Below are 22,254 nucleotides of genomic sequence, written 5' to 3'. Positions count from 1 at the left end.
ATGGAACAGCCTAACTTTTCTTATATAGACACGCTTTCTGGAGGAGATGAAGCTTTTAAAAGTAAGTTAATCAATATCATTAAAACCGAGTTTCCAGAAGAGAAAGAAGTATATTTTCAAAACATAGCCATTAATGATTTACAAAAAGCTTCAGAAAATGTACACAAACTAAAGCATAAAATTACTATTTTAGGGCTTGAAGAAAGTTATAAAGTAGCCTCAGATTTCGAAAAAAGTTTAAAAGAAAATAAAGAAGTGGGAAAAGAAGATTTTCAAAATATTTTAAAAGTTATTACAGACTTTTTAGAGACCATATAATATTATTTTTTTTATGAATTGCATTATTATTGATGACGAGGCTACGGCGAGAGCTATTATAGCACAGTTGTGTGAAAGTATCCCTAGCTTGAATGTTTTGGAAGAATTTCCAAATGCTATACAAGCCATGAAGTTTTTAAATCATAATGATGTAGATTTAATTTTTTTAGATATTCATATGCCGGATTTTACAGGTATCGATTTTATTAAAACATTGAAAAATCCGCCAAAAATAATATTTACAACGTCCGATTCCCGATTTGCAATTGAAGCATTCGAATACGATTGCATCGTAGATTATTTAATAAAGCCAATAATTTTACCACGCTTTGAAAAAGCAGTGCAAAAAGCAATCCTTGCAGAATCGAAATCTGCAGTTAAGGAATCGCCATCTAAAAAAATAGATTTACCCACAGGAAATGATTTGTATGTAAATATAGATCGCAGACTTATAAAGATTGATATCCCAAGTATCTATTTAGTCGAAGCCAGGGGAGATTATATCCATGTAAAAACTGCAAACCAAAACTATACGGTACATTGTACTTTAAAAAAGATAGAAGAAAAATTACCAGATTCGTTATTCTTAAAAGTACATCGTTCCTATGTTATCAATATTAAAGAAATTATAGATATTGAAGATAATAGCGTACTCATTAAAAAAGATGTCATTCCGGTAAGTCGCTCTAACAGACCGGAGTTAATGAAACGCTTAAACCTATTATAACTCCCTCCTTAACAGTTTATTAGATAATTATTTAAAACCGTTTAACCGGTAAAAATAACCATTCGTCTATACTTGACGTGTAGCTAACGAAAAACGTAATAAAACTCATCATTCAAAAGTAATTTTATTACACAAAACCCATGCATATTATGAAAAAATTACTACCATTAATATTCGTTTTTGCGCAATACATCGGAGCACAAGATGAACCGTTTAATTGCGATTATAATGCCTACTTATTTCAATATAATGATGTTTATGCTATAGACCTTGCTTCTGGAAGTTCTTATGCGGTTGCAACAGATATTACTGAAGGTACTATTAATGCTGCAGCCTATAATCCTGCTGATGGATTTATTTGGGGCTCATTAAGTTATCCGTCTAAATCTATAGTTAGAATAGGAAAAGATTTTTCTACACTAATTTTTTATGTGGATGAATTACCAACAAGCGGACGTTATATAGGCGACATTACCGTAGATGGTGTTTATTATTTAAAAGGTGGTGGTACGACTTATTATTCTATAGATGTAGATCCGGAGTCGGAAAATTATGGAAATCATATAGCTACAGGGAACTTATCCCAAAGTTTAAGTATTCATGATTGGGCATTTAATGCCGTAGATAATAACCTGTACACAGTAGAAAAGAATTCTAATAAATTATACCGAATAGATATAAATACCGGAGCCATAGTAAATCTGGGCGAAGTCCCAATTTTATCTGGTTTAAACTATACTTATGGTGCGGTATATTTTGATGCTTCCGGACGTTTTTATGTATCGGCTAATCAAACAGGAACTATTTATGTCATTAAAGATGTACAGAATTTAGACGGTACCAACGCTATAGAATCTAATCTTTTTGCTTTTGGACCATCGAGTTCCCAAAACGATGGCGCCAGATGTCCAACAGCACCCGTGCCACAAGAAGATTGTATTAACGGTATAGATGATGACGGTGACGGTTTAGTGGATTGTGATGACCCATCGTGTTCTGGTTATGCTTCTTGTCCCATTATAGAAGCTCCTACATCTAGTGGAAATCAAGGTGGTTTGGAGAGTAATAATAGATTGTCGGAGCTAATAAACAAACGAAATTTTAATAGAGCAAAAACAAATTACAGTTTCGATAAAAGTACCGCTAAGCGATTTACAAAATCATCTAAATATGGTAAAAAGACCAGTAAAACAGGATTGGAATTATCAGATTTTGTACCGTTAGAAACTGTAAACGAAGATTATGTTGTGGAGTCTTCTCCAGCAGATTTATTAAACATTACCAATGCTACCGATATTTATTCTGTAGATTATATAAAAGCAGATAAGTCAGTTGCATCCATAATGGTACTTAAAACAGATAATGGTGTTTACGAGCATACTAAATATATCTGCGACAGATTATTAGGAGCCGAGTTAATTTCTGTATCGACTATAGAAATTAGAGAGCAAAAATTTATAAAAGCCTTGATTAGAAATGTAGATGGTTCTTTGGAATTTGTATTGAGTTTATCGGCTAAGCCTACAAATGGTGATAATAACTTTGTTGTGGAAAGTCACTGGAATTTAGATAAATATGAAAAAGATGCGTCGTTTTATAACTTCCAGATCTGGTCTAATTCGTTGGATGATCTATTACGTTTAGGTGAAGAAGTTGTTCGGTTGTTAGAAGTACAAAAAACCATTACCAGCTATAATAATTCTGCACCACCTACCGTATTCGTTAGAAAAGGTAATTATAGTAACGGAAAGTTGGATTTAGAGATCATAAATACAAATAATACGGAGTCAGTAATTTTCGATGGCGGCTTAAGAGCCACAGAAACAGATTCAATAGCACAAGTATATACAACCTTAGATCTGCAAGGCTATATTACAAATATGGAAGTAGATGCAGGAAATCTTTTCGATATTGGATTTAGAATAGGGGATGGTGTAAATACTCCAGACGATTTATTTATGTCTGATGGTTCATGGGGATATGATGATGCAGGATCAAATACCGTTGTTAATAACTATAAGGTAGAGTCTAATGGTGAGCAATTCAATGATGATGAATACCCAGTAGAAAGAAATATTGAGTTGTCAGCGACGACTAGTGAATATATTGCTACCTATAGGTCGTTAACACCAAAGTTTAATCCAATAAATTTATCAGACTATAATAGCTTACAGTTTAGAGCAAAAGGGAATGATACCTTGGTTATAAGATTAGTAAAGAAAAGTGTAAACAATTGGGAAGAACAATATAAAACAAGTGTTGTGCTAACCAATGAATTGAGAGACTATAGCATTCCGTTTGCCCAATTCGATTCTGCTAGTGGCAATGCGTTTGAAGCAGAAGACATTACATCTATAGTATTTACTATGTTAGCAGAAAACGGAGTAGAAGAAACAAAAGAAATGACTTTACAACAATTGCGTTTTTCAACCAGTAATATTGCATCTATTACAAATTTAAATACCGAAGGGTTATTTAATAACCCAATAGCGATCCCTAACCCTATGGGAGCCAGTACAAAAATTCAATTTATAACAGAAGGATCTGATGCAGTTACGTTATCCGTGTTTAATCATTTGGGTACACTTGTAAAAGAGATAAACTATCAGGCAGTAACTGGTGAAAATACCATAGAATTGAAAAAAGGGAACTTAGCTTCCGGACTCTATATCTGTAAGGTAGAAAGCAAATTATTTACAGAACATAAAGTATTAAAGCTGCTTGTAGAATAAAAAGTTAGACACCCTAACTTGTTAAAGAGGATGAATTCTAAGTTAAAATCCAAAGAATTCGCCTAATAAAGTAAAGAGGCTGACTAAAAAGTGTCATTCAGAACATAGTGAAGAATCTCTTAAAAATTAAACATTTGTTTATTAGAGTATTGAGATTTTTCGACTGCGCTCAAAATGACAATTAAAGAACTTTTTAGACAGCCTCTTTTTAATTTTATTTATCAGGTTGAGTCTTTTGACTCTGCTCAGAGTAACACCTGTCGAAACCGATGCGCTCAGCATAAACTAAAGCCGAAGGGCACAATATTAAAGAAAGAAGTATTTTTACAGATAAAAGAAGTCTCGTAGTTTTAAAAGGAAAAAACAGATGCAATTAAAAAGCGATAAATGAAAACAGTTATAATTATAGTTTTAATACTTATAATCTTTTTAGGGTATCTGGTTTTTTCTGGAAAAAAAAGAATTAAGGAGGATGAGGAAAACATAAAGCTTTTAACTATTGAGAATTATATCTTGCTTCGAGATTCCCCTCATGCAGATGCATTAAGTAAATACAAGATATTGAAGCAAGAGGATAAACTTAGGTTTACGACACAAAATGGGTATACCTTGTTTTGGTTAGAACTACATGCTGAAACACCTCATGGAGTTAAATTAAGAGGATTGGATGGTTATGGAATAAGAGATAGAGAATTTTTAAAATACACTGCAAATTTGATACGCAAAATAACTCAGGTTAAATGATCTACTTAGTATAGAATTATATTAAAATATTCATGTAGATTTTGCGCAACCAAATAACAAAATTTACATCTTCAAAATAAACATAAAATATGAAGAGTAAAATTTATTCTATTGCACTTTTGTTAGTGATTACCCTAGCGTTTTCTTGCGAGTCTGATGATTTAGCACATCAGGATGACTTTGTAAATAGTAAGATAACCTGGCTCCAATTCAAGGAGTCATCTTATAACTCGTATAAATATACAACCACTTTTTCATCATGGATTGGTACATCCTGGGAAACTACCATAACAGTGTCTAAAGGAGAAATTGTTAAAAGGCATTTCAAATATACTTTAACCAAAGGACTGCCCGATGATTTTCCTGAAGAAAACTTGGAATGGACCGAAAATGAAAATGAACTTGGTAGCAACGGATATAAACACACTCTTTTGACATTAGATGAAGTCTATGAAAAGGCTCAAAATGAGTGGTTAAAAGACAGAGAGCAAGCTCAAATATTCTTCGAAACAAAAAACAATGGATTAATTTCGACCTGTGGTTACATAGAAAAAGGGTGTCAGGACGATTGTTTTATAGGAATCAAAATAAAAAGTATTGAAGCCTTATAAGATATAATAATTCCCCTTTTTATAGTAGTAAAAAGGGGAATCTATGTTTTTAAACAATTACCTATAGATGATAAATAGTCATAACATTACTTCTTAAAAACTGGCTTGTCAAATAAATACCATTTAAATCTTAAACCAATTTCGGTAAAAGTAAATCCGGCAGCACTAGCAGAAGCAATATTACTACGGGTACCATAAACATTCAATAACGCTCTGGGCGAAAATTTATAACCTAAAGAGCCTTGTACACGGTAGGTACTTTGCTTGGCATCGTTTTCAATAAACTGAAAACCGGTAGCAGCAGTTAGCCCGTAAAACCATTCCTTAGGTTTGGCAATCACTTCATCTTTAATAATATTTATAAATATCTCGACGGCATTAAACGTAGATGGACTAAAGTAAATAGTCGGCACTTGATTCTTAAAAGTAATGTATTGGTAGTTTATACCAGCCTTAAGCGCGGGCTTTGGTAAGATGTTATAGTACAGGGAGGTAAATAATAAGTGTCTGTTGTTATCGTCGCTTTGTGAGGTATAATAGTATTGTGTAAACCACCCTAAATTAAAATTAGTACTTAGGTTGTAATTAGCATAGAAATTATTCATCACAATTTCGCGATCCAGTAAGTCTGCATTAAAGCTTTGAATTTCCCGCAAGTAGCCAATATCTAATACTTGTAACTTAAAAGGTTTGATATTAAAAGCAGCATGAACTAGTAGTTGTTTATAATCGTTAGTACTAACATTAGCTGAAGATATTCCGGCTGTGCCTTTAAAGGTTACATTTGGTAATAACTGATAGGCAAGTCCTAAGGAGAAATTGTTGGATGTGGCTTTGTTGTTCGTTACAGAGTTGCTCGTAGTTCTGTATCCATAATTAGCTAACCATTTAAACTTTATAGATGTTGGAAATTCCAGATTCGTTTGAAATGCATAGGCTTCATTATCACCATTGTCAAAAGAATAAGAACCTTTAGCCTCTAGAAAAGGTATAAAACTTGTATTTAGGTCTTTAATAAACTGCGTGGCATCTTTTTGCTTATCATAAAAGCGTAATGTATTGTTGGCCGATTGGTAAGCATCACTATAAAGCCCTAGAGCCTTTTTTGCATTGGCTTTACCTAAGTTACCATCGAAAGACGTGCTGTCATTTTCTAAAATCCGATTGTAATCTGCAATACTCTTTTTAAAATCGCTCTTATAAATATTTAAGGTAGCACGTAAAGCTAAAATCCAATTTTGGTTGGGGTGCGTTTCTATAAGTTCATCTATTAAAACCTGAGCATCCTTAAACTTTTTGTTCCAGATTAAAGCTTGTATATAACGTTCTTTAGTTTGTTTAATAAGCGTTGTGTCTTTAACATTAGAGAGACCATCGTAAGCTTGCTTGCTAATTTTAAGTGCGTCTTTTTCTTTGCTACCTAAATGAGAAACTAAGGCGAGTCCGTTTAATGAGATCAATCGGTTTTTTGAATCAGCCCCAAGCGTTTCGTATGTTGTCTTAGCTTTTTCCAATTGATTGGAAATAAGATATACGTTAGATAAATTAAGAAGGGTTTCCTTGTCGTTTTCAAAAAGTGATAAGTTTTTTTTTAGTAGCGATTCAGCCTCATCATAGTTTTGTAGCTGTTGGTTTTGGTAAGCATAACCCAAATAGATATACTTTTTAGAAGTTAAAGCATTTGGATTGCCTGGAGAAACTTCTAAAGCTTTATTCACATAAGTTAAAGCATCATCATATATTTTAAGATTGGATAACGTATTGGCATAACCCAAAAGAGCAGCAAAACTTTTGTCATTATCTTTAAGGATCCCTTCATAGTAACGTTTTGCGTCTTGATAGTTTTTACTCCAAAGTAAGGATTCTGCATAATTCAGTTTAACCTCAAAATCGTCGGGGTAATCATCCAACAAGTCTGTGAATACAGAAATGGCTTTTTGTGGGTTTCCGTTTAAGCCAACAGCACGTCCAAAACATAACTTGGCAGTCTTGTTATCCGGATAATCTTTTAATACGGTTTCAAAAAATGATTCAGCAGCTTTATAATTACCAGTTTCCAGTAAGCCAAACCCTTCCTTCATGTTTTGGGCTGCACTTAATGCACCTATAAGAAGGAGTATTGTGGTTAAATACGATTTAATAGTCATGAGCGATTTTTAGTACGCGCAATTTAAGCAATAGATTTAAACCATTCGTCTACAGCAAACTGCATTTCACCGAATTTTCCTTCTTTTTGTAGGAAATATGTTGCATATTTAAAATCATTAACCAAATCAATATGAATTTAAAGACAAAGATTATGGCACTTAGAATTACAGAACAAAACGGAATCTTTTTTCTTGAAGGAGCGATTAACGTTTCTACCACCTTAAATTTTCAAAACCACTTGGAGTCTATTTTAAACCAAAAGAAAGGGTTGACTATAGATGTTGAAAATGTTACCGAAATCGACCCTTCAGGTATGCAAGTCTTAAGGGAACTTTACAGTAAAGCACAATCTAAAAAACGACCATTTTTTGTTGTAGGTACCGGTTGTAAAGAGATTTATGATGATTTTTTGCACACATGTGCAGCGTAGGTAAGTGTTAATCTACAAATACATCATTATGAACCTCAAAATTATAAACAATAAGGGTGTTTTCGAAATACATGGCGATTTCGTTAACGAGTATACAAATGTGGTAGCTACCTTTTTCAATAAGTTACTGGATACATATTATGAAATTATAATATGTCTTAAAAATGTGAAAAAGATTGATGAAAGGGCTATAAATGTTATGAAGTTTATTTCCGATAAAGCAAAAAGAAGAAGTAAAACACTTTTTGTTCTTGGAGAGGAGAACAAAAGTATTAATAAGCAATTTGAACAAGCCAACCTTAATAGTATTTTTATTGTTGATTATGATTATAGATAAGTACCGGAAATGAAAATTTCCAGAGAGAGAGACCAATTAAGGCAGGTCACATTTTTATAATAATAGTTAGGTAGCCCTTTTTATTGGAGCTCTGTATTTAGATTTACATTTTAATGGAATCTAAATACAGAGCTTCAATTTTTTGTATAAAAGATATACTTTAAACTTACCGATTTGTCCAATATGATCTCGTTCAGGTTTATATTAAGTTCAATTGAAGGTAGCTGTGGTGTAACCATAAGTTTTATATTAAAAAGATGGTTATATGAAGTGGGAGAAGGAGGTTACTGGTTCTGTAGATATTCAAATAAACCAATAATTAAGCTAATCCAAAGTAAATTACCATTCGTCTACAGTAAATGCTGACCTATCTAAGATCAACCTTTTTTTGATTATAAAATCCTCAAATTTACATTATAATTAAAAAATTGGATCTTATGAAACTAGCCATTGTAACAGCGTATCCGAAAAGTAACATCACATTAAATGAATATGCGTATCATTTAGTAAAACACTTTAGACAAAGAGAAGATATTACAGAGTTAGTATTATTAACAGATACTACTACTGATGGAAAAAAAGATATTGAATTTACCGAATCGGGATGTAAAATAACGATAAAGGAATGTTGGTCTTTTAATAGCTACAAAAACGTATTTAGCGTTACCAGAGCTATTAATAAAACTAAGCCAGATTCTATATTATTTAATTTACAGTTTACAAAGTTTGGTAATAAGAAAGTTGCAGCGGCTTTAGGTTTAATGTTGCCATTAATCTGTAAGCTTAAAAACATACCTAGTATTGCATTATTGCATAATACGTTTGATGAGGTAGGTTTAGACAACAAAAAATTTGCAAATAGCAAGCTAATGAAAAAAATTAATGGGTTTATAGGTAAAACCTTAACCCGATTGGTTCTTCAGGCTGATGTTGTTGCGGTTACCATGAAAAAGCATGTAAAATACTTAAAGTCGGAGTATAACGCAGAAAATATAGAACTCATTCCTCACGGTACATTCGAAATTTTAGAGGAACCAAGTTTCGATATACCATTGCAACCTTTTAAGGTGTTAGCATTCGGAAAGTTTGGGACTTGTAAAAAAGTTGAAACATTAATTCAAGCGGTTGAAAAGATTAAAGCTTATTCAAACTTAAATTTAGAGCTTGTTATAGCTGGTACAGATAATCCTAGTACGCCAGGGTATTTAGAGATGGTAAAAAAAGCTTATGGCCATATAGAAGGATTAACGTTTACAGGATATGTAGAAGAAAAAGATGTACCAAAATTATTTATGGAGAGTTCGTTAATTGTATTGCCTTATACAGAAGCCAATGGAAGTTCAGGTGTATTACATCAAGCTGGAGGCTATGCTAAAGCAGTGGCCATACCCAACTTAGGAGATTTACCTCATTTAGTAAACGAAGCAGGATATAGATGTGAGTTTTTCGAACCAAAAAGTATATGCAGCTTAGCACTGGCTATTCAAAAAATTCTTGAAAACAATAGCTATAGAGCAGAATTAGAACGTGCTAATTATAAAGCAGCGACGGCTTATCCAATGTCCAGAATTACAAATATGTACGTAAATACATTTCAATCAATAATCTTAAAAAAGAAAAAAGAAAAGTTACAAGAACAACAAGCTATTGCCTAAGGATATATGTTTACAGATGCCTTTTTTGCACCAATTTTATTTTTATTCTCTCAATTTCATATCGGGAGTTTATACAAAACCAAAAACATTTTTGAAGTGTTTTTCACCAGGGAAGTCTACCTACGGCTTCCTTTGGTACGTTTATAATTTAACGAATGTTTTAAAGTGAAAAAGGGTGTACAGAGAACTATCCGTTAATATAAAGAACGGAACAGGCAACACATTAAACTTTAAAAAAGAATATAAAAACTACGTTGATTTCAAACTATAGTAATACAATCTACTTTAATCGCAGAAATGGTAAAATTAATCCCTAGTATGATATTATCTATAATGGATAGCAATTTGTCCAAGTTGTCCAACAATTTTTATAGAATCCCTCATTGATAATTTAGAACCATCTGCATGAATCCATCTTTTAAGTGGTTGCTCACAGATATACGAAACAGCCTTTTTCTTTCCGTAGTATTTTCGCATTCTTATAAAAATTTCAACATCAAAGATCCAGCGCGTAATAAATTTATCCTTGAACATTAGTTTAGCGATGTCTTTATCCATAATTTTTGCGCCACATTGCGTGTCGTTAAATGGCATACCTAAAATAGTTCTTATAATAAGGTTAATTGTTTTACTAATTATTTTACGTGCAGATTCTTTAGTGATATTCGCACCCATTCTACTCATTCTGGAACCACTTACAATTTTAAAATCTGAAGATTCTATAGTCTTTACCAGATCATCAAAATCTCTAAAGTCTGTAGATAAATCAGCATCTAAGTAGCCTATATAATCCAATTGATCGTCCTTGGCTAAATGCAATACCCCTTGTCTTACAGCTTCAGCCTTACCGCCATTTTTTTCACAATTGTAAACACTAATATTAGTCTCCCTGTTCTTACTTAAGTTGTTTAATACTTTTAAAGTATTATCTGTACTACCGTCGTTTACAAAGCACAAGTGGTAGCCCAGATTACTGTTTACAAACTCAATAAACTCTTTACTTAAAAGTCGCGTTTCTTCATTATAGCAAGGAATAACAACACCAACACAACGCTTTTGAAGCATTTGGTCCTTTGTGTCCTTGTTTTCAGATTTTATAGTTTTTATACCAAACATTCTGGATATTCTCACAGTAACTTCGTTAAGCGATACAGGCTTTTTCATATAATCATCTATACCCAATCCAAATCCATCAATAATGGTATCTTCATCTGTATTTCCGGATAATACTAAAATTTTGGTATCAGATTTTTTTTCCAATCTAATAGCTTTTACAACTTCCAGTCCAGACATGCCATCCATATTTATGTCTACAATAACCACATCTGGTTTAAATGTGTCGAAAAGCTCAAGGCCCTCTTTTCCATTGTCTGCATATTTTACATCATAACCTAAGTCAGTTAAATGTTTTTCCAATGATAGCAGTATAAGTTGTTGGTCGTCAATGGCTAAAATTTTTATCATGATACTAAGATTTTTGGTTAGTCTTTTTCTTTGTTTTAACTGGTTAATTCTTACAAATTTTATTAAATATATAAGGTTTGCTTTATTAATTATGTAGTAAATATATTATATTTTTTGAAAGAAATATAATATTTATTGCAAAAAAATCAGATAAAATGATATATTTGTTCGACAAAGTGTTCTTTTTGTTAGGAAAATACAACTTAATGAGCACGTTTTTTAAGCTGAAATTTCACATGGTTATTATTGGATTGGCTAGTGTCAAAAAATTCAATTTTTAGTACGTGAGATTTAAAAGAATAAAAAGTATATGACGTATCATTAAATTATTAGCCATGCAAATCAAATCGTTTATTCTATCTAAAAGAATTACCCCAGAACAGCTATTTATGTTAAGTGTACTTATAGTTAATGGTGGTAATTATTTGTATAACTTAATTCTTGGTCGCCTTTTAGGACCAACACAATTTGCCGATGCCGCAGTATTGGTTACATTTTTACTTGTATTATCATTTATAGCAATGACCTTTCAACTAGCAACAGCCAAGTTTTCTGTACTCTTTGAATCGGGTTTATTTAAAAGCTTTGTTCTAAGAGTTTATAAAAATGCACTTTCGGTAGGGATACTTTTAGGTCTGGCTATAATAATATTTGCACCCCAGTTACAGAAGTTGTTTAATACAACCACATCTCAAATGTTTGTGATTTTTGGTTGTGGCGTACCCTTTTATTTTTTAATGAGTGTTAACAGAGGGATTTTTCAAGGAAAAAACGAGTTAAAATCACTTTCTGTAACCTATCAAGCAGAAATGCTTAGTAGGCTTGTAATTACCTTGTTACTAATTTATGTATTATCAAGCGTATCCTTTTCTGCTCTTATTGCATTAGGTATTGCTATATCTTTTCTATTTGGCTTAATACCATTTAGTGTTAAGGACATTTCGTTTAAAGAAACGACCATTATAGATAAAACACATCTTAAGTCCATAAGGAGCTTTTTCATCTTAACAGCATTTTACGAGCTTACTCAAATAGTTATTAATAATAGCGACATATTATTGGTTAAGCACTATTTTGAGCCTTACGAAGCTGGGCTGTATGCTTCATTGGCACTTATTGGCCGCATTGTATATTTTATTGCCTGGATGTTTGTTATGTTGTTATTACCAAAGGTGGTACAACTAAAAAAAGAGAATAAAAGTGCATCAAAAGTTTTATTTAAATATGTACTATATATAGGTGTTATTTCTTTTGTAATAGTGTTGGGATGCTTTTTGTTTCCCAAAACAATTATTACCATGCTATTTGGAGAAAGCTATATATCTATGGCAAGCTTACTTTGGAAATACGGTCTTGCGACTTCCATGTTTGCGCTATCTAACATTTTTGCCTATTACTATTTGTCTCTAGATAAATACATACCTGTAATTATATCTGGTGTATTTGGTATGTTGCAAATGGCATTAGTTGTGTTTTTTCATGAAAGTTTAGAGCAAGTCGTTTATATGCAAATAATCGCTATGGTTTTACTGCTATTAATACAACTTACATTTTATAAACTGGATTATAAAAATAGATAATCATTTTAGATTCATTAAGTACTAACAATAATTATTAACCTGAATATTATGAAATTAGCAATCGTAACGGCGTATCCGCCCAGTAAAGTTACTCTAAATGAATATGCCTATCATTTGGTAAAGCATTTTAGACAAAAGAAAGACCTAACAGAATTAGTATTGTTAACAGATTATACCGAAGACAACAAAGATATTGAATTTGAAGAGTCTGGTTGTAAAGTAACAGTAAAGGAATGTTGGAGATTCAATAGTTATTCCAATATTTTTAATGTAACAAAAGCTATAGGGCAAGTAAAACCAGATGCTGTACTGTTCAATTTACAGTTTATGAAGTTTGGAGACAAGAAAGTTGCAGCTGCTCTAGGTTTGATGTTACCGTTGATCTGTAAACTTAAAAAGATACCAACCATTGCTTTATTGCATAATATTCTGGAAGAAGTAGACTTAGATAGTGCAGGGTTTACCAGTAACAAAATAATGCAGAAAATCTACGAATTTATAGGAAGTACTTTAACCCGATTAATTCTTCAGGCAGATGTTGTGGCTGTTACTATGCAGAAGTATGTAGACATTCTGGAAGCCAAATATAAAACCAACAATGTTAAGTTAATACCACATGGGACATTTGAAATTCCAGAAGAGCCAAATTCTGATATTCCTGTAGATCCTATGAAGGTTATGACTTTTGGAAAGTTTGGAACTTATAAGAAAGTGGAGGGTATGATTGAAGCAGTTGAACAGGTAAGACAGTTTACAGGATTGAATTTGGAAGTGGTAATTGCAGGAACAGATAACCCGAATGTGCCCGGATATTTAGAAAAAGTTGAAGAAGACTATAGGCATATAAAACAAGTACGTTTTACGGGCTATGTTGAAGAAAGTGAAGTGCCAACTTTATTTGAGGAAAGTGCCGTTGTTGTATTTCCATATACTTCTACTACAGGAAGTTCTGGAGTATTGCATCAGGCTGGTAGTTATGGTAAGGCCGTAGTAATGCCCGATTTAGGAGATTTAGCTTTGCTCGTTAAGGATGAAGGATATCAAGGTGAATTTTTTGATCCCACGTCGGTCGATAGTTTGGCAAAAGCTATAGAAAACATTGTAACCGATGAGGATTATAGAAAAAAATTGGGACGCATAAATTATAAAGCAGCCACAGCTTATCCAATGTCTAAAATCACAGATATTTATTTAAATACTTTTAAGCAGATTAAAGGCGGTAGAATCATGCAGATCGTTTAAGGGGTGTAAATGTATTTAAACGCTGCTTTTTTATCGCCTTTTTCATTTATAAAACCATAATACTTTTGCGGCGTTTTTCGCCAAGGGAGCATCCCGGTTACTTCGTTTGGTATATCTGTAAAATCATAAAGCGTCCAGGACATATAGTTTATGTTATTTTCACTAAAAATTTCCTGGGCTTGCTTATGGTAGGAGGCTTGGTCTTCTTCTGTTTTACCTAAAGGATTCCAAAGCCCTTTGTAAGATGACATACCAAACTCTGTAATGGCAATGGGTTTATTTGGGATACTATCTTTTAAGTCTAAATATGCTTTTTCTAGATTGTTCAAATCTTCGTAATAATGAAAGGTGATGAGATCAATTTTATCTTTTAAAATAGGAGCACTTTCTATATTGGACCAGCCTATGGTTACGGGATGAATAGAATCTATGGATTTTACAAGATCTATAGTATTGTTTAGCCAGGCTACAACTAGGTCTTTCCCCCGAGATTCAAAATCGAGATTCGGTTCGTTTTTAACGTCCCAGGCTAATAGGGCTTTATGGTTTTTTAATTTAGATACGATAGTTTCTGCATGGCGTTGATTTAATGTCCAGTTTAAAATAGAATAATCCCCATAAAAATCGAAGAGCGTTACAACAACCTTTAAGTTTTCTTCTTCAGCAGTGTCCATGACCTGTTCGAGTTTATTAAGCCTATCTGGGCTTACGTTGGCTTTACCAAAATCTTCGTAGGGCACAAAGATTCTAATACTATTTAAACCAGTATCTTTAATGAGTTTGAAGTCTCTGGCAATAGTGTCTAAATTAAACTTCTTGCCAAAAACATCCCAGGGAGAGGCTTGTGGGTAATAATTAATCCCCTTAATGTCTATGGTTTCGTCGGAAATGATTTTGTTTGCAGGATTATAATCGTCATTCGCTGTTTTTAACATGTGTCGAATACGCCAAAACCCATCTTCCAATAACATAATAATTTTATAAGTAGATACATCTTTTGTTTCCAACAGAAAAGCTTTGTCTTTGTAAATACGTTTGTACTCTACAACATCTTTATCTGTAATAATTATTAAATGACCGTCTTCACTAAAAAACTCTAAATTGGGGTGGTGTTCAAGGGAGGTACTTTTTATAGTAGTACCCATTTCGGTATTTTTATTGATAATATTATAGAGGTTTTTACGTGCATTTTTTGTGTAATAATCCTTAATTCCTGTTCTGGCATTGGTTTGGTAGGCTACATGTTTAACATACCAGGCATCTAAATAATCATTTTCAATTTCAGCAAGTGTTTGGTCGCTCATAGGTCTACCTTCATTTTCGAGAGAAGCCCACCGGATTTTTGGAAGAAATTGCTCAACCTTTTTTATTTCTGTATGTAGCATGGTGCTTCGGTCTGCTCCTGTATTCAAGTAACCAAATAAAGCGCTAAGACCGTAGGTTATAAGGCCAATAATTAAGATATAGGATAGAAAAAGAATACCGCGTATTATTTTTTTGTTGATGGATCTCATAACTTAATGTTTTCAAATGTTTTTTCAATTTTGGCAGTTTCTACAACCATTTTATAAGTGTTACTAGGAATTTCATTAACGTCCAGTTTAAATGTAACGAACCCTTCAAAAGACTCTTTTAAAATCGTTTCTACTTTTGTGTTGTCTTTGTATATATGAAGTTTTACCTGTAAACCATCTGGAATCATTTGTTCCATAAAACTTTGTAGAGGTCCCACGACAATTGTTCTATTGTTATTAGAAAAAACAACTTTGTAATCTGTTATAATTTGCTTAAAATCAAAAGATAACGTGTTGTTACTTTCAGCCATACCTTCAATGTAAGCTTTAACCATCCATGTGTCTCCATAATCGGGGTGAACCATTTTTGCAGTTGCCAAACCATTAATTGTTGGGGCTGAGGTTTTAAGAATATTTTTGTTTTTGTTGGTAATAAAAAAGGTTACTAGCGTACCATCGCTAACCATGTTACCGTTTTTATCTCGAATTTCTGAAGTTAAAAATGTGGTGATTTGATTCCCGTCGGCGTAGTTATGGTTTTGCTCGTAGGTTATATTAAAATTCGTTGGAATAGCAGGTAGTACATTGATAACATATTCTTTAGAGTTTTTATCTAAAGTTTCTGAGCTTATAAGCATCCGTCCGGTTTTTGCTTCAGAATGTAAATTTATATGCGCCACTAATTGATCGGTATAAATGATATCTTGATATTCTGAAGTTAAAAATTGATGTTTTACATTTACCTGAGTACTATCTTTTAACGGGTTGTCGTAAACATCTGTTGGAATTACGACCAGCATGGTATAATCGGTTCCTCCAGCTTCAATGGTTGGTGGCCCCAAATAAGTTTCCATGGTATTAGGGTATTGTTTCGGGTTAATAAAGAATGTACCAGATAGTTTTTCGGTATCGGCTAATAATTTCCAATTTATCAACCCAGTTTTGTTTGCTATATTTTTAGGAATTTCAAAATGTAGTGTGTTATTTTTAACAATAGGTTCTATTAAAAACGCCCCGTGACTATTAGAACAATATAGCAGGGGAGTAGCTCCGTTACTAGAAGAAAATTTTAAAACAATATTCGCACCTGCCTCAAATTGTGTTTCGGTGGTAAGAAGCTTTAAAGTGTTATCTGTACTTGTTTGGCTTACCATAGTAATAAATGAGGCAAGCATTAAAACAGTAACCAATACGTATATGTTGTTACGCGTCATTATTTAGGGTTTCCTATATAGGTGTTAATTTCAATCTTTATATAACTGTAATTGGGGTGCGAAACGGGCTGTAAAACCGATTGGGTTTGGTTAATAATTCTGTTGGGGACTATTTTATCTGAAATGGCATCGTTAGGTAAACCGTTAACAAAACAGTTGGACATATCGTCGTTGATGCATTTTGTATCGTCATTATCTAGAAGCTTGTACTCAAAATACAGCTTTCTTTGTTGCCTAATACCTTCTGCAATAAATGAATGGTCTACCCAAATCTTTTCTTTGTCTGCATTATAATATGAAACGATAAGCTGCGGAATCGTAACTTCCTGTAATCCGGAATTAAATAAGATCCCACTAACAACTCCTGAGGAGATTTTTAAATCATTCAAGGTTGTTCTTTTATACAGATCTGTTTTTGCTATGTTACCAGCTATTTGTAAGTTGAATTTAGTGGGCTGTTCTTCAAACTCAACCGGTGTAAACTCATCTGGGTTAAATGTTTTCGGGATGGAATCTTTTGTTTTAGACCAGGCTATACCTTCAAAATTAATTCTAAAAGCCGTAACCTCTTTAGGCATTATTTTATGCTTTACTTGATGCTTGGCGTTATAGGTAGCCAATTGTTTATTGTCGTCATTATAAAGCGTGCCTTTTAATACAACGTCAGCCGGTACATTATCTATATTTTGTACATCTCCAATAATGGCGTAGCTTTTTCCATGTTTTACTAATTTTGCAGAAAGTATTTCTAAAACAGGCTGCTTTAAAACATCTTCATGATAGGTTTGCTCTGTGGTAATACGTCGACGTCCTTGGTTAAAATACTCTGTAACATTTCCCGAGTATAATTGGTCTGGAGGTAAATCTGTAGTAACATCTTCTGGTAATAAAAACCATTTGCCCTTTTTCTTTACAAGCGATTTGTATGTAAACGTATTCATTCTTTCCAAGGGAGTAATCCATTCCATGTCCACTTTCATTGTCGCCAGACTATCCGTTTGGGTTATCATGGTTGTTCTAATACCATCCATTTTAGCATAAGAACTTAATAATCCGTCGGTAACAGAAACCTGTAACATATATTGAGCGATACTAATACCACTATCGGGATCGATTAAGCTATGTGCTTTTTCAAATCTTTTAAAATCCAGGGCATCGTAATAAGCTATAACAGCATTTTCTGGAGAATGGTGCGAATCGTTTTTTATGTAGAACAGATAGATGCCATAGAATATACAAATTGCTATAAGAAAGGACCAAACATGAGTGAATTTTACAAGCCATTTAGGAAACTTTGTATAATTGTTTTGAAACTTCATGTATGCCGGAACCTCCTTTTTCTTGGTTTTTAAGAGTCTTATCCATAACATTTGAATATTCAGCATAAAAGCAACAAGAACCGTTGTTAAGGGCATCATGCCCCAAAGTACTTTTAGCCAAAGTGCCACATCTTCTTTTGGTAAAATTGAAGGCACGGGAGCTACATTTAGTTTTTCCCAAACCATAATACCATTTTCCAATTGTTGTAAACGTTGCCAGCCACAGAAATACAGAATAGGATCGTAAAACTTGTCGTTAGAAAAAATATACTTTAAATGGTATTTTTCTGGAGTTGTTAAAAATTGTTGTAATGAACCAATACCTTCTAAGCCTCTAAATTTTGAGTTTTCTAAACGCTCAATGGGGCGTGTTGTTAGTTCGGGCAACCGTCGGGCAGAATGGTAGTTACCATCTACAGACATGGCTTTGGTTTGTGCCGATAACCATGCCATTTGATCACCAAACCCTAAGGTCATATAACGCCAATGGTCATGTTGATCCTGATATAGGAAGTTAACAATAGGAAGCATTTTAATCTTTTGTGGCTGAGAAGGTCTAAAATAGCCCAGACTCATCGTAAAGATGGTCATGAACAAATATAGACTGGCTAGAATACCACCAAGAATTCTATGATACACAGAGCCGAGCCAATTTTGTATGAGGTCTTTTAAATCGCCTTCCACAAAGCGGTATGCAAATTCCCCAAACAGAGGTAGGGACATAATGGAAGCCCAAAGTGTGAATCTATCTAATGTTAAAATATTGAATGCAGTTTCTCCCAAAACTTTTAATGGAATGGGAGTAGTGCCTCCTGTTCCCAAAACAGTGGAAACGGTTATAGATAAACCGAAAAACCAATAGCGTTTGCTGTAATATCTATAGAAAATATAAGGTAAAAGGATGAGCATAAGCCCCCATGGAATTAAAAAGAATACCAGCCCAGATGATGTTACTTCTAGAAAATTGTCTCTGGAACCATGTGGGATAGGTACTTGGGTAATGGGGTTTTTCTTGGAATTAATCCAATAAGGGAGAATACATACAATAATTATAAATAATGCAGAGAATCCAAAGCCTACTATACGTTTAAAGAGTTTAAAAAAAGTGGCAATAAAAACTTTAATAGTTACGTCTTTCACAGAACCTACCTGTTCGGTTGAAGCATCCATAATAACCGTACCAATTAGAGGGAATATAAAGAACACCATTCCAAAAATTGGTGTTACATGATGAGACGTAACGGTTACAGATATTAGCGATAAACATGTAAAGTAGTATCTGTATTTACCGGTTTTTAACCACAAGTAAATTTCCGGGAGGGCGTGCATTAAAACAGACACCCCAACAATGCTGGGAAGTTGCCCGAATAGATGCAAGGTTTCAACAAACGATGATGATAAAACAGCTAAGATAGACGCATAACCGGCAACCTTTCTGTTGGACGTCATTAATAAAGAAAACCTGTATACACCCGTAACGAATAGTACAATAGCGATGAAGGCAACAGTAAACAGCCCGAATTTTAATCCTCCTATTAACGATAAAGCCCCAATAGCCTGATGTACTAATGGCGGATAGCTCATAACTGTAAAGCCTGTGTACCAGGAATAGTTCCACGGTTCGAGCCAGCTCGTGGCGTAATGGTTGGCAAAGAATAAATGTATTAATGCATCGTAAGTACTCTCTATAGTAAAGAATACCGAGGTACCATGAAACGCTAACCCTAAAAGAATGGCAGTAATTAAGTACTTGTTCGACTTTTCACGCATTAATAGTAATCTATTTTCTACGTTTTAAATATATAACAAAGTTTTGTATAGACGAATAGTATTTATCAACAGAGATAATTAATTCACCTACAGAAGTGTACCAACCACCGAATTTTACCCGGAATAAATAATAGTCATAGCTAAATTTGGATAAGAACTTAAAAACGAATGTGTCATGAAAACGGGGATAATAATACCATGCTATAACGAAGGAAGTCGATTGAATGCCAATGCTTTTATTGAATTTATAAAATCGCATAAAAAATATCACCTGTGTTTTGTTAATGATGGAAGCAAAGATGACACATTGGAGGTTTTACACGATATCCAAAAGGAAATGCCAAGAAGAGTAAGTATTTTAAATTTGAAAAAGAATGTTGGTAAAGCAGCGGCTGTAGGAGCTGGAGCGCGTTACTTGTTTAACAGGCAGAATATAGAGTATATAGGCTTTATTGATGCCGATTTATCTACTGGATTTAACGACTTTGAAAAGATGGTAGACACGTTGCATAATTACGATAATTTGTCGTTGGTATATGGTTCTAGAAGAAAAGGGTTTATTAGAAAAAATTTGTTTAGGAATCTATTCTCCAGATTGGTGAAATTAATAGTATTTCTAATATTGGAATTACCTATTAAAGACACGCAATGTGGTGCGAAGGTTTTTAGACGAGACATCATCCCCATTATATATAATAAAGCATTTTTAACAAAGTGGTTGTTTGATGTAGAGATTTTTATAAGATTAAAAAAATACTTTGGTTCAAAGGATATAATGAACAGGGTGTTTGAGCAACCTCTGGAAAAATGGATACATCGAAGAGGTTCTAAATTAACGATGAAAGATATTTTACGCATTCCGTATATGTTAATAAGTATTTGGGCTTTTTATAGTTTCTTATCGCTTTCTGGCGACGCTATAGAAGTTGACAAAGCGGAATCTTTTGATAATATTAAGACGATTGATAGCAACGATGCCTAGTTTGATTAATACTTTGTTTAGTTTAAAGAGGCTGCCTTAAAATTTCATTTAAAATGATATTTTTCCAGGCAGCCTCTTTTTATAACTTCATTTTATAAGCTTAAATGCTTTATTGAATTTTAAGGTTTTAGTTTTTTTGCCTTTTCTTATTTTTATAGTATACGTTTTTTCTACATGTTTGTTTTTAACATACAAAACTGAACATGTATTACTTGCAAAGGACCATTTCGGATAGCTTTTTGATATCATGACCCTTAATTTATAAGGGATTTTGATGTTTTTAAATTGTTCTTTTGAAGATAAAATGTCTCCAGCATTGTTGTAAACCACCGTTATTTTACCTTGTTTTTTCTTAAATACAACTCGATAAGTGGCTTTTTCCGAATCGTCATAAATAGAATGGTTTTTAATGTTATAGTTAAGAACCTGATGTTCTAGTTTTTTTACTTCGGTAGAAGTTTCTTTTGCATATACTTTTTTCAGATAACCTGAATTTGCTCTTTTGTCTTCACTGTTTGTTAAAGTGTTACTTTCTTTTTCAAATTGAAAATCGACAGTATTTATATCTAAAAAAGCAATACTGTTTTGCTGAGCATTTATAGTGATTACAGCCAATACACTAACGATTAATAAAAATAGATTTTTCATGTCTTTATACTTTTAATTGATTTTAACTTTTGTTTCTTTTAATAAATGGAATTAACATAGGAGTTTTAGCCTGGTAAGATTTATAAAGCTCCCCAAATTCCTTTTTTAGGTCACGTTCTTCAAATAGAGTTCCAATAACAAAATATGAGGTTAATGCAATAGCGAATATTAAATGGGTCATGGTCATAGTTGGTGTTGCCCATAAACCTAAAATACCCCCAAAATAGAGTGGATGACGCACATGCTTATAAAATGAAAATACTTTGAACTTTAATTTTGTGTAGGGTTTATTTTGAAGTTCTAAATAGGTTTGGCGAAGTCCAAACAAGTCAAAATGATTAATTAAGAACGAACTAATAAATAGGATTGCCCAGCCTGTAAAGAATAAAACATAGATAACATAAAATAGTACAGAACCAGATGTTACTTCCCAAACGAGTCCTCCCATAGGTTCCCATTGATTAACTAATAGAATGAGCAATAAACCGGAGATTAAAACGAAGGTACTTCGTTCAATAGGCCTAGGAATGTATTTGGTTAAAAATGATTTGAATGATTTTCTAGCCATAATACTATGTTGTAAACCAAAGAGAGCTACCAGGCTAAGATTTTTTAATAGGGCAGGAAAGAATGCCATTCTTTGAGGTTGGTCTATAGAAATTTCCGGTACTAAATGACTAACCGATACGATCCATAAAAGAAGAGAGGCAAAGCCTATGATATAGGCTATTATTGAATAAGAGAACATTAATACTTTTTTCATGACGTAATAGTTTTAAATTATTTGTCAAAAGTATTATCGGATTAAGACTATGGATT

At 33.1% G+C, this 22,254-nt stretch carries 18 protein-coding genes; 11 read left to right on the top strand and 7 right to left on the bottom strand.

Features of this window, described 5'->3' with window-relative positions:
• The 5 genes from C1H87_RS02520 (at window position 1) to C1H87_RS02500 (ending at window position 5,132) form a co-directional block, all read left to right on the top strand.
• Window positions 1–318, top strand: coding sequence for a histidine kinase (locus C1H87_RS02520; protein WP_102754307.1), 318 nt, complete (start codon window positions 1–3; stop codon window positions 316–318).
• Between the two features lie 13 nt (window positions 319–331).
• A complete protein-coding gene (locus tag C1H87_RS02515) occupies window positions 332–1,045 on the top strand; it encodes a LytR/AlgR family response regulator transcription factor (protein WP_102754306.1) in 714 nt (237 codons plus the stop codon).
• 149 nt (window positions 1,046–1,194) lie between these two features.
• A complete protein-coding gene (locus C1H87_RS02510; RefSeq protein ID WP_102754305.1) occupies window positions 1,195–3,777 on the top strand; it encodes a DUF6923 family protein in 2,583 nt (860 codons plus the stop codon).
• A gap of 387 nt (window positions 3,778–4,164) precedes the next feature.
• Complete coding sequence (locus tag C1H87_RS02505) at window positions 4,165–4,521, top strand: hypothetical protein (RefSeq protein WP_102754304.1); 357 nt, start codon at window positions 4,165–4,167, stop codon at window positions 4,519–4,521.
• An 89-nt stretch (window positions 4,522–4,610) separates the two neighbouring features.
• Window positions 4,611–5,132 carry a hypothetical protein gene (locus tag C1H87_RS02500; protein WP_102754303.1) on the top strand — a complete coding sequence of 174 codons (522 nt, stop codon included), beginning with the start codon at window positions 4,611–4,613 and terminating at the stop codon, window positions 5,130–5,132.
• Window positions 5,133–5,218: 86 nt separating this feature from the next.
• Here the strand turns inward: C1H87_RS02500 and C1H87_RS02495 are convergent, their stop codons facing one another.
• Window positions 5,219–7,279 carry a tetratricopeptide repeat protein gene (locus C1H87_RS02495; protein WP_233783307.1) on the bottom strand — a complete coding sequence of 687 codons (2,061 nt, stop codon included), beginning with the start codon at window positions 7,277–7,279 and terminating at the stop codon, window positions 5,219–5,221.
• Between the two features lie 131 nt (window positions 7,280–7,410).
• Here C1H87_RS02495 and C1H87_RS02490 point away from each other — a divergent pair, with 131 nt between their 5' ends.
• The 3 genes from C1H87_RS02490 (at window position 7,411) to C1H87_RS02480 (ending at window position 9,702) form a co-directional block, all read left to right on the top strand.
• Window positions 7,411–7,710: an STAS domain-containing protein gene (locus tag C1H87_RS02490; protein ID WP_102754302.1), complete on the top strand. Its 300-nt coding sequence runs from the start codon at window positions 7,411–7,413 to the stop codon at window positions 7,708–7,710.
• 28 nt (window positions 7,711–7,738) lie between these two features.
• Window positions 7,739–8,047, top strand: coding sequence for a hypothetical protein (locus tag C1H87_RS02485; protein ID WP_102754301.1), 309 nt, complete (start codon window positions 7,739–7,741; stop codon window positions 8,045–8,047).
• A 437-nt stretch (window positions 8,048–8,484) separates the two neighbouring features.
• Window positions 8,485–9,702 carry a glycosyltransferase gene (locus tag C1H87_RS02480; RefSeq protein WP_102754300.1) on the top strand — a complete coding sequence of 406 codons (1,218 nt, stop codon included), beginning with the start codon at window positions 8,485–8,487 and terminating at the stop codon, window positions 9,700–9,702.
• Window positions 9,703–10,026: 324 nt separating this feature from the next.
• On the opposite strand, the gene C1H87_RS02475 is transcribed toward C1H87_RS02480, so the two are convergent.
• Entirely contained in the window at window positions 10,027–11,163 is a 1,137-nt protein-coding gene (locus C1H87_RS02475; RefSeq protein WP_102758152.1) for a response regulator, read from the bottom strand.
• Between the two features lie 338 nt (window positions 11,164–11,501).
• On the opposite strand from C1H87_RS02475, the gene C1H87_RS02470 reads away from it, so the two are divergent.
• Window positions 11,502–12,746 (top strand): oligosaccharide flippase family protein, encoded by a 1,245-nt coding sequence (locus tag C1H87_RS02470; protein WP_199769325.1) that lies wholly within the window; start codon window positions 11,502–11,504, stop codon window positions 12,744–12,746.
• Window positions 12,747–12,794: 48 nt separating this feature from the next.
• A complete protein-coding gene (locus tag C1H87_RS02465) occupies window positions 12,795–13,988 on the top strand; it encodes a glycosyltransferase (protein WP_102754299.1) in 1,194 nt (397 codons plus the stop codon).
• On the opposite strand, the gene C1H87_RS02460 is transcribed toward C1H87_RS02465, so the two are convergent.
• Genes C1H87_RS02460 through C1H87_RS02450 form a run of 3 tightly spaced genes read right to left on the bottom strand, consistent with a single transcriptional unit; the run spans window position 13,985 to window position 19,805 of the window.
• Window positions 13,985–15,502, bottom strand: a complete 1,518-nt coding sequence (locus tag C1H87_RS02460; protein ID WP_102754298.1) for a glycoside hydrolase family 2 TIM barrel-domain containing protein — start codon at window positions 15,500–15,502, stop codon at window positions 13,985–13,987. The genes C1H87_RS02465 and C1H87_RS02460 overlap by 4 nt on opposite strands.
• Window positions 15,499–16,716, bottom strand: coding sequence for a hypothetical protein (locus C1H87_RS02455; protein WP_233783305.1), 1,218 nt, complete (start codon window positions 16,714–16,716; stop codon window positions 15,499–15,501). The genes C1H87_RS02460 and C1H87_RS02455 overlap by 4 nt, the downstream gene beginning before the upstream one ends.
• On the bottom strand, window positions 16,716–19,805 hold the full coding sequence (locus C1H87_RS02450) for a hypothetical protein (protein ID WP_102754297.1): 3,090 nt from the start codon (window positions 19,803–19,805) through the stop codon (window positions 16,716–16,718). The genes C1H87_RS02455 and C1H87_RS02450 overlap by 1 nt, the downstream gene beginning before the upstream one ends.
• A gap of 175 nt (window positions 19,806–19,980) precedes the next feature.
• Here C1H87_RS02450 and C1H87_RS02445 point away from each other — a divergent pair, with 175 nt between their 5' ends.
• Complete coding sequence (locus C1H87_RS02445) at window positions 19,981–20,787, top strand: glycosyltransferase (RefSeq protein WP_102754296.1); 807 nt, start codon at window positions 19,981–19,983, stop codon at window positions 20,785–20,787.
• Window positions 20,788–20,874: 87 nt separating this feature from the next.
• On the opposite strand, the gene C1H87_RS02440 is transcribed toward C1H87_RS02445, so the two are convergent.
• Both C1H87_RS02440 and C1H87_RS02435 read right to left on the bottom strand, forming a co-directional pair.
• Window positions 20,875–21,435 carry a hypothetical protein gene (locus C1H87_RS02440; protein WP_102754295.1) on the bottom strand — a complete coding sequence of 187 codons (561 nt, stop codon included), beginning with the start codon at window positions 21,433–21,435 and terminating at the stop codon, window positions 20,875–20,877.
• A gap of 22 nt (window positions 21,436–21,457) precedes the next feature.
• Window positions 21,458–22,198 (bottom strand): methyltransferase family protein, encoded by a 741-nt coding sequence (locus tag C1H87_RS02435; RefSeq protein ID WP_102754294.1) that lies wholly within the window; start codon window positions 22,196–22,198, stop codon window positions 21,458–21,460.
• Window positions 22,199–22,254: the final 56 nt, after the last annotated feature.

This window comes from Flavivirga eckloniae (genome assembly GCF_002886045.1).
Classification (GTDB): Bacteria; Bacteroidota; Bacteroidia; order Flavobacteriales; family Flavobacteriaceae; genus Flavivirga; species Flavivirga eckloniae.
The sequence above is the reverse complement of the archived record's forward strand: the minus strand, read 5'-3'. Positions and strand labels throughout refer to the sequence as shown.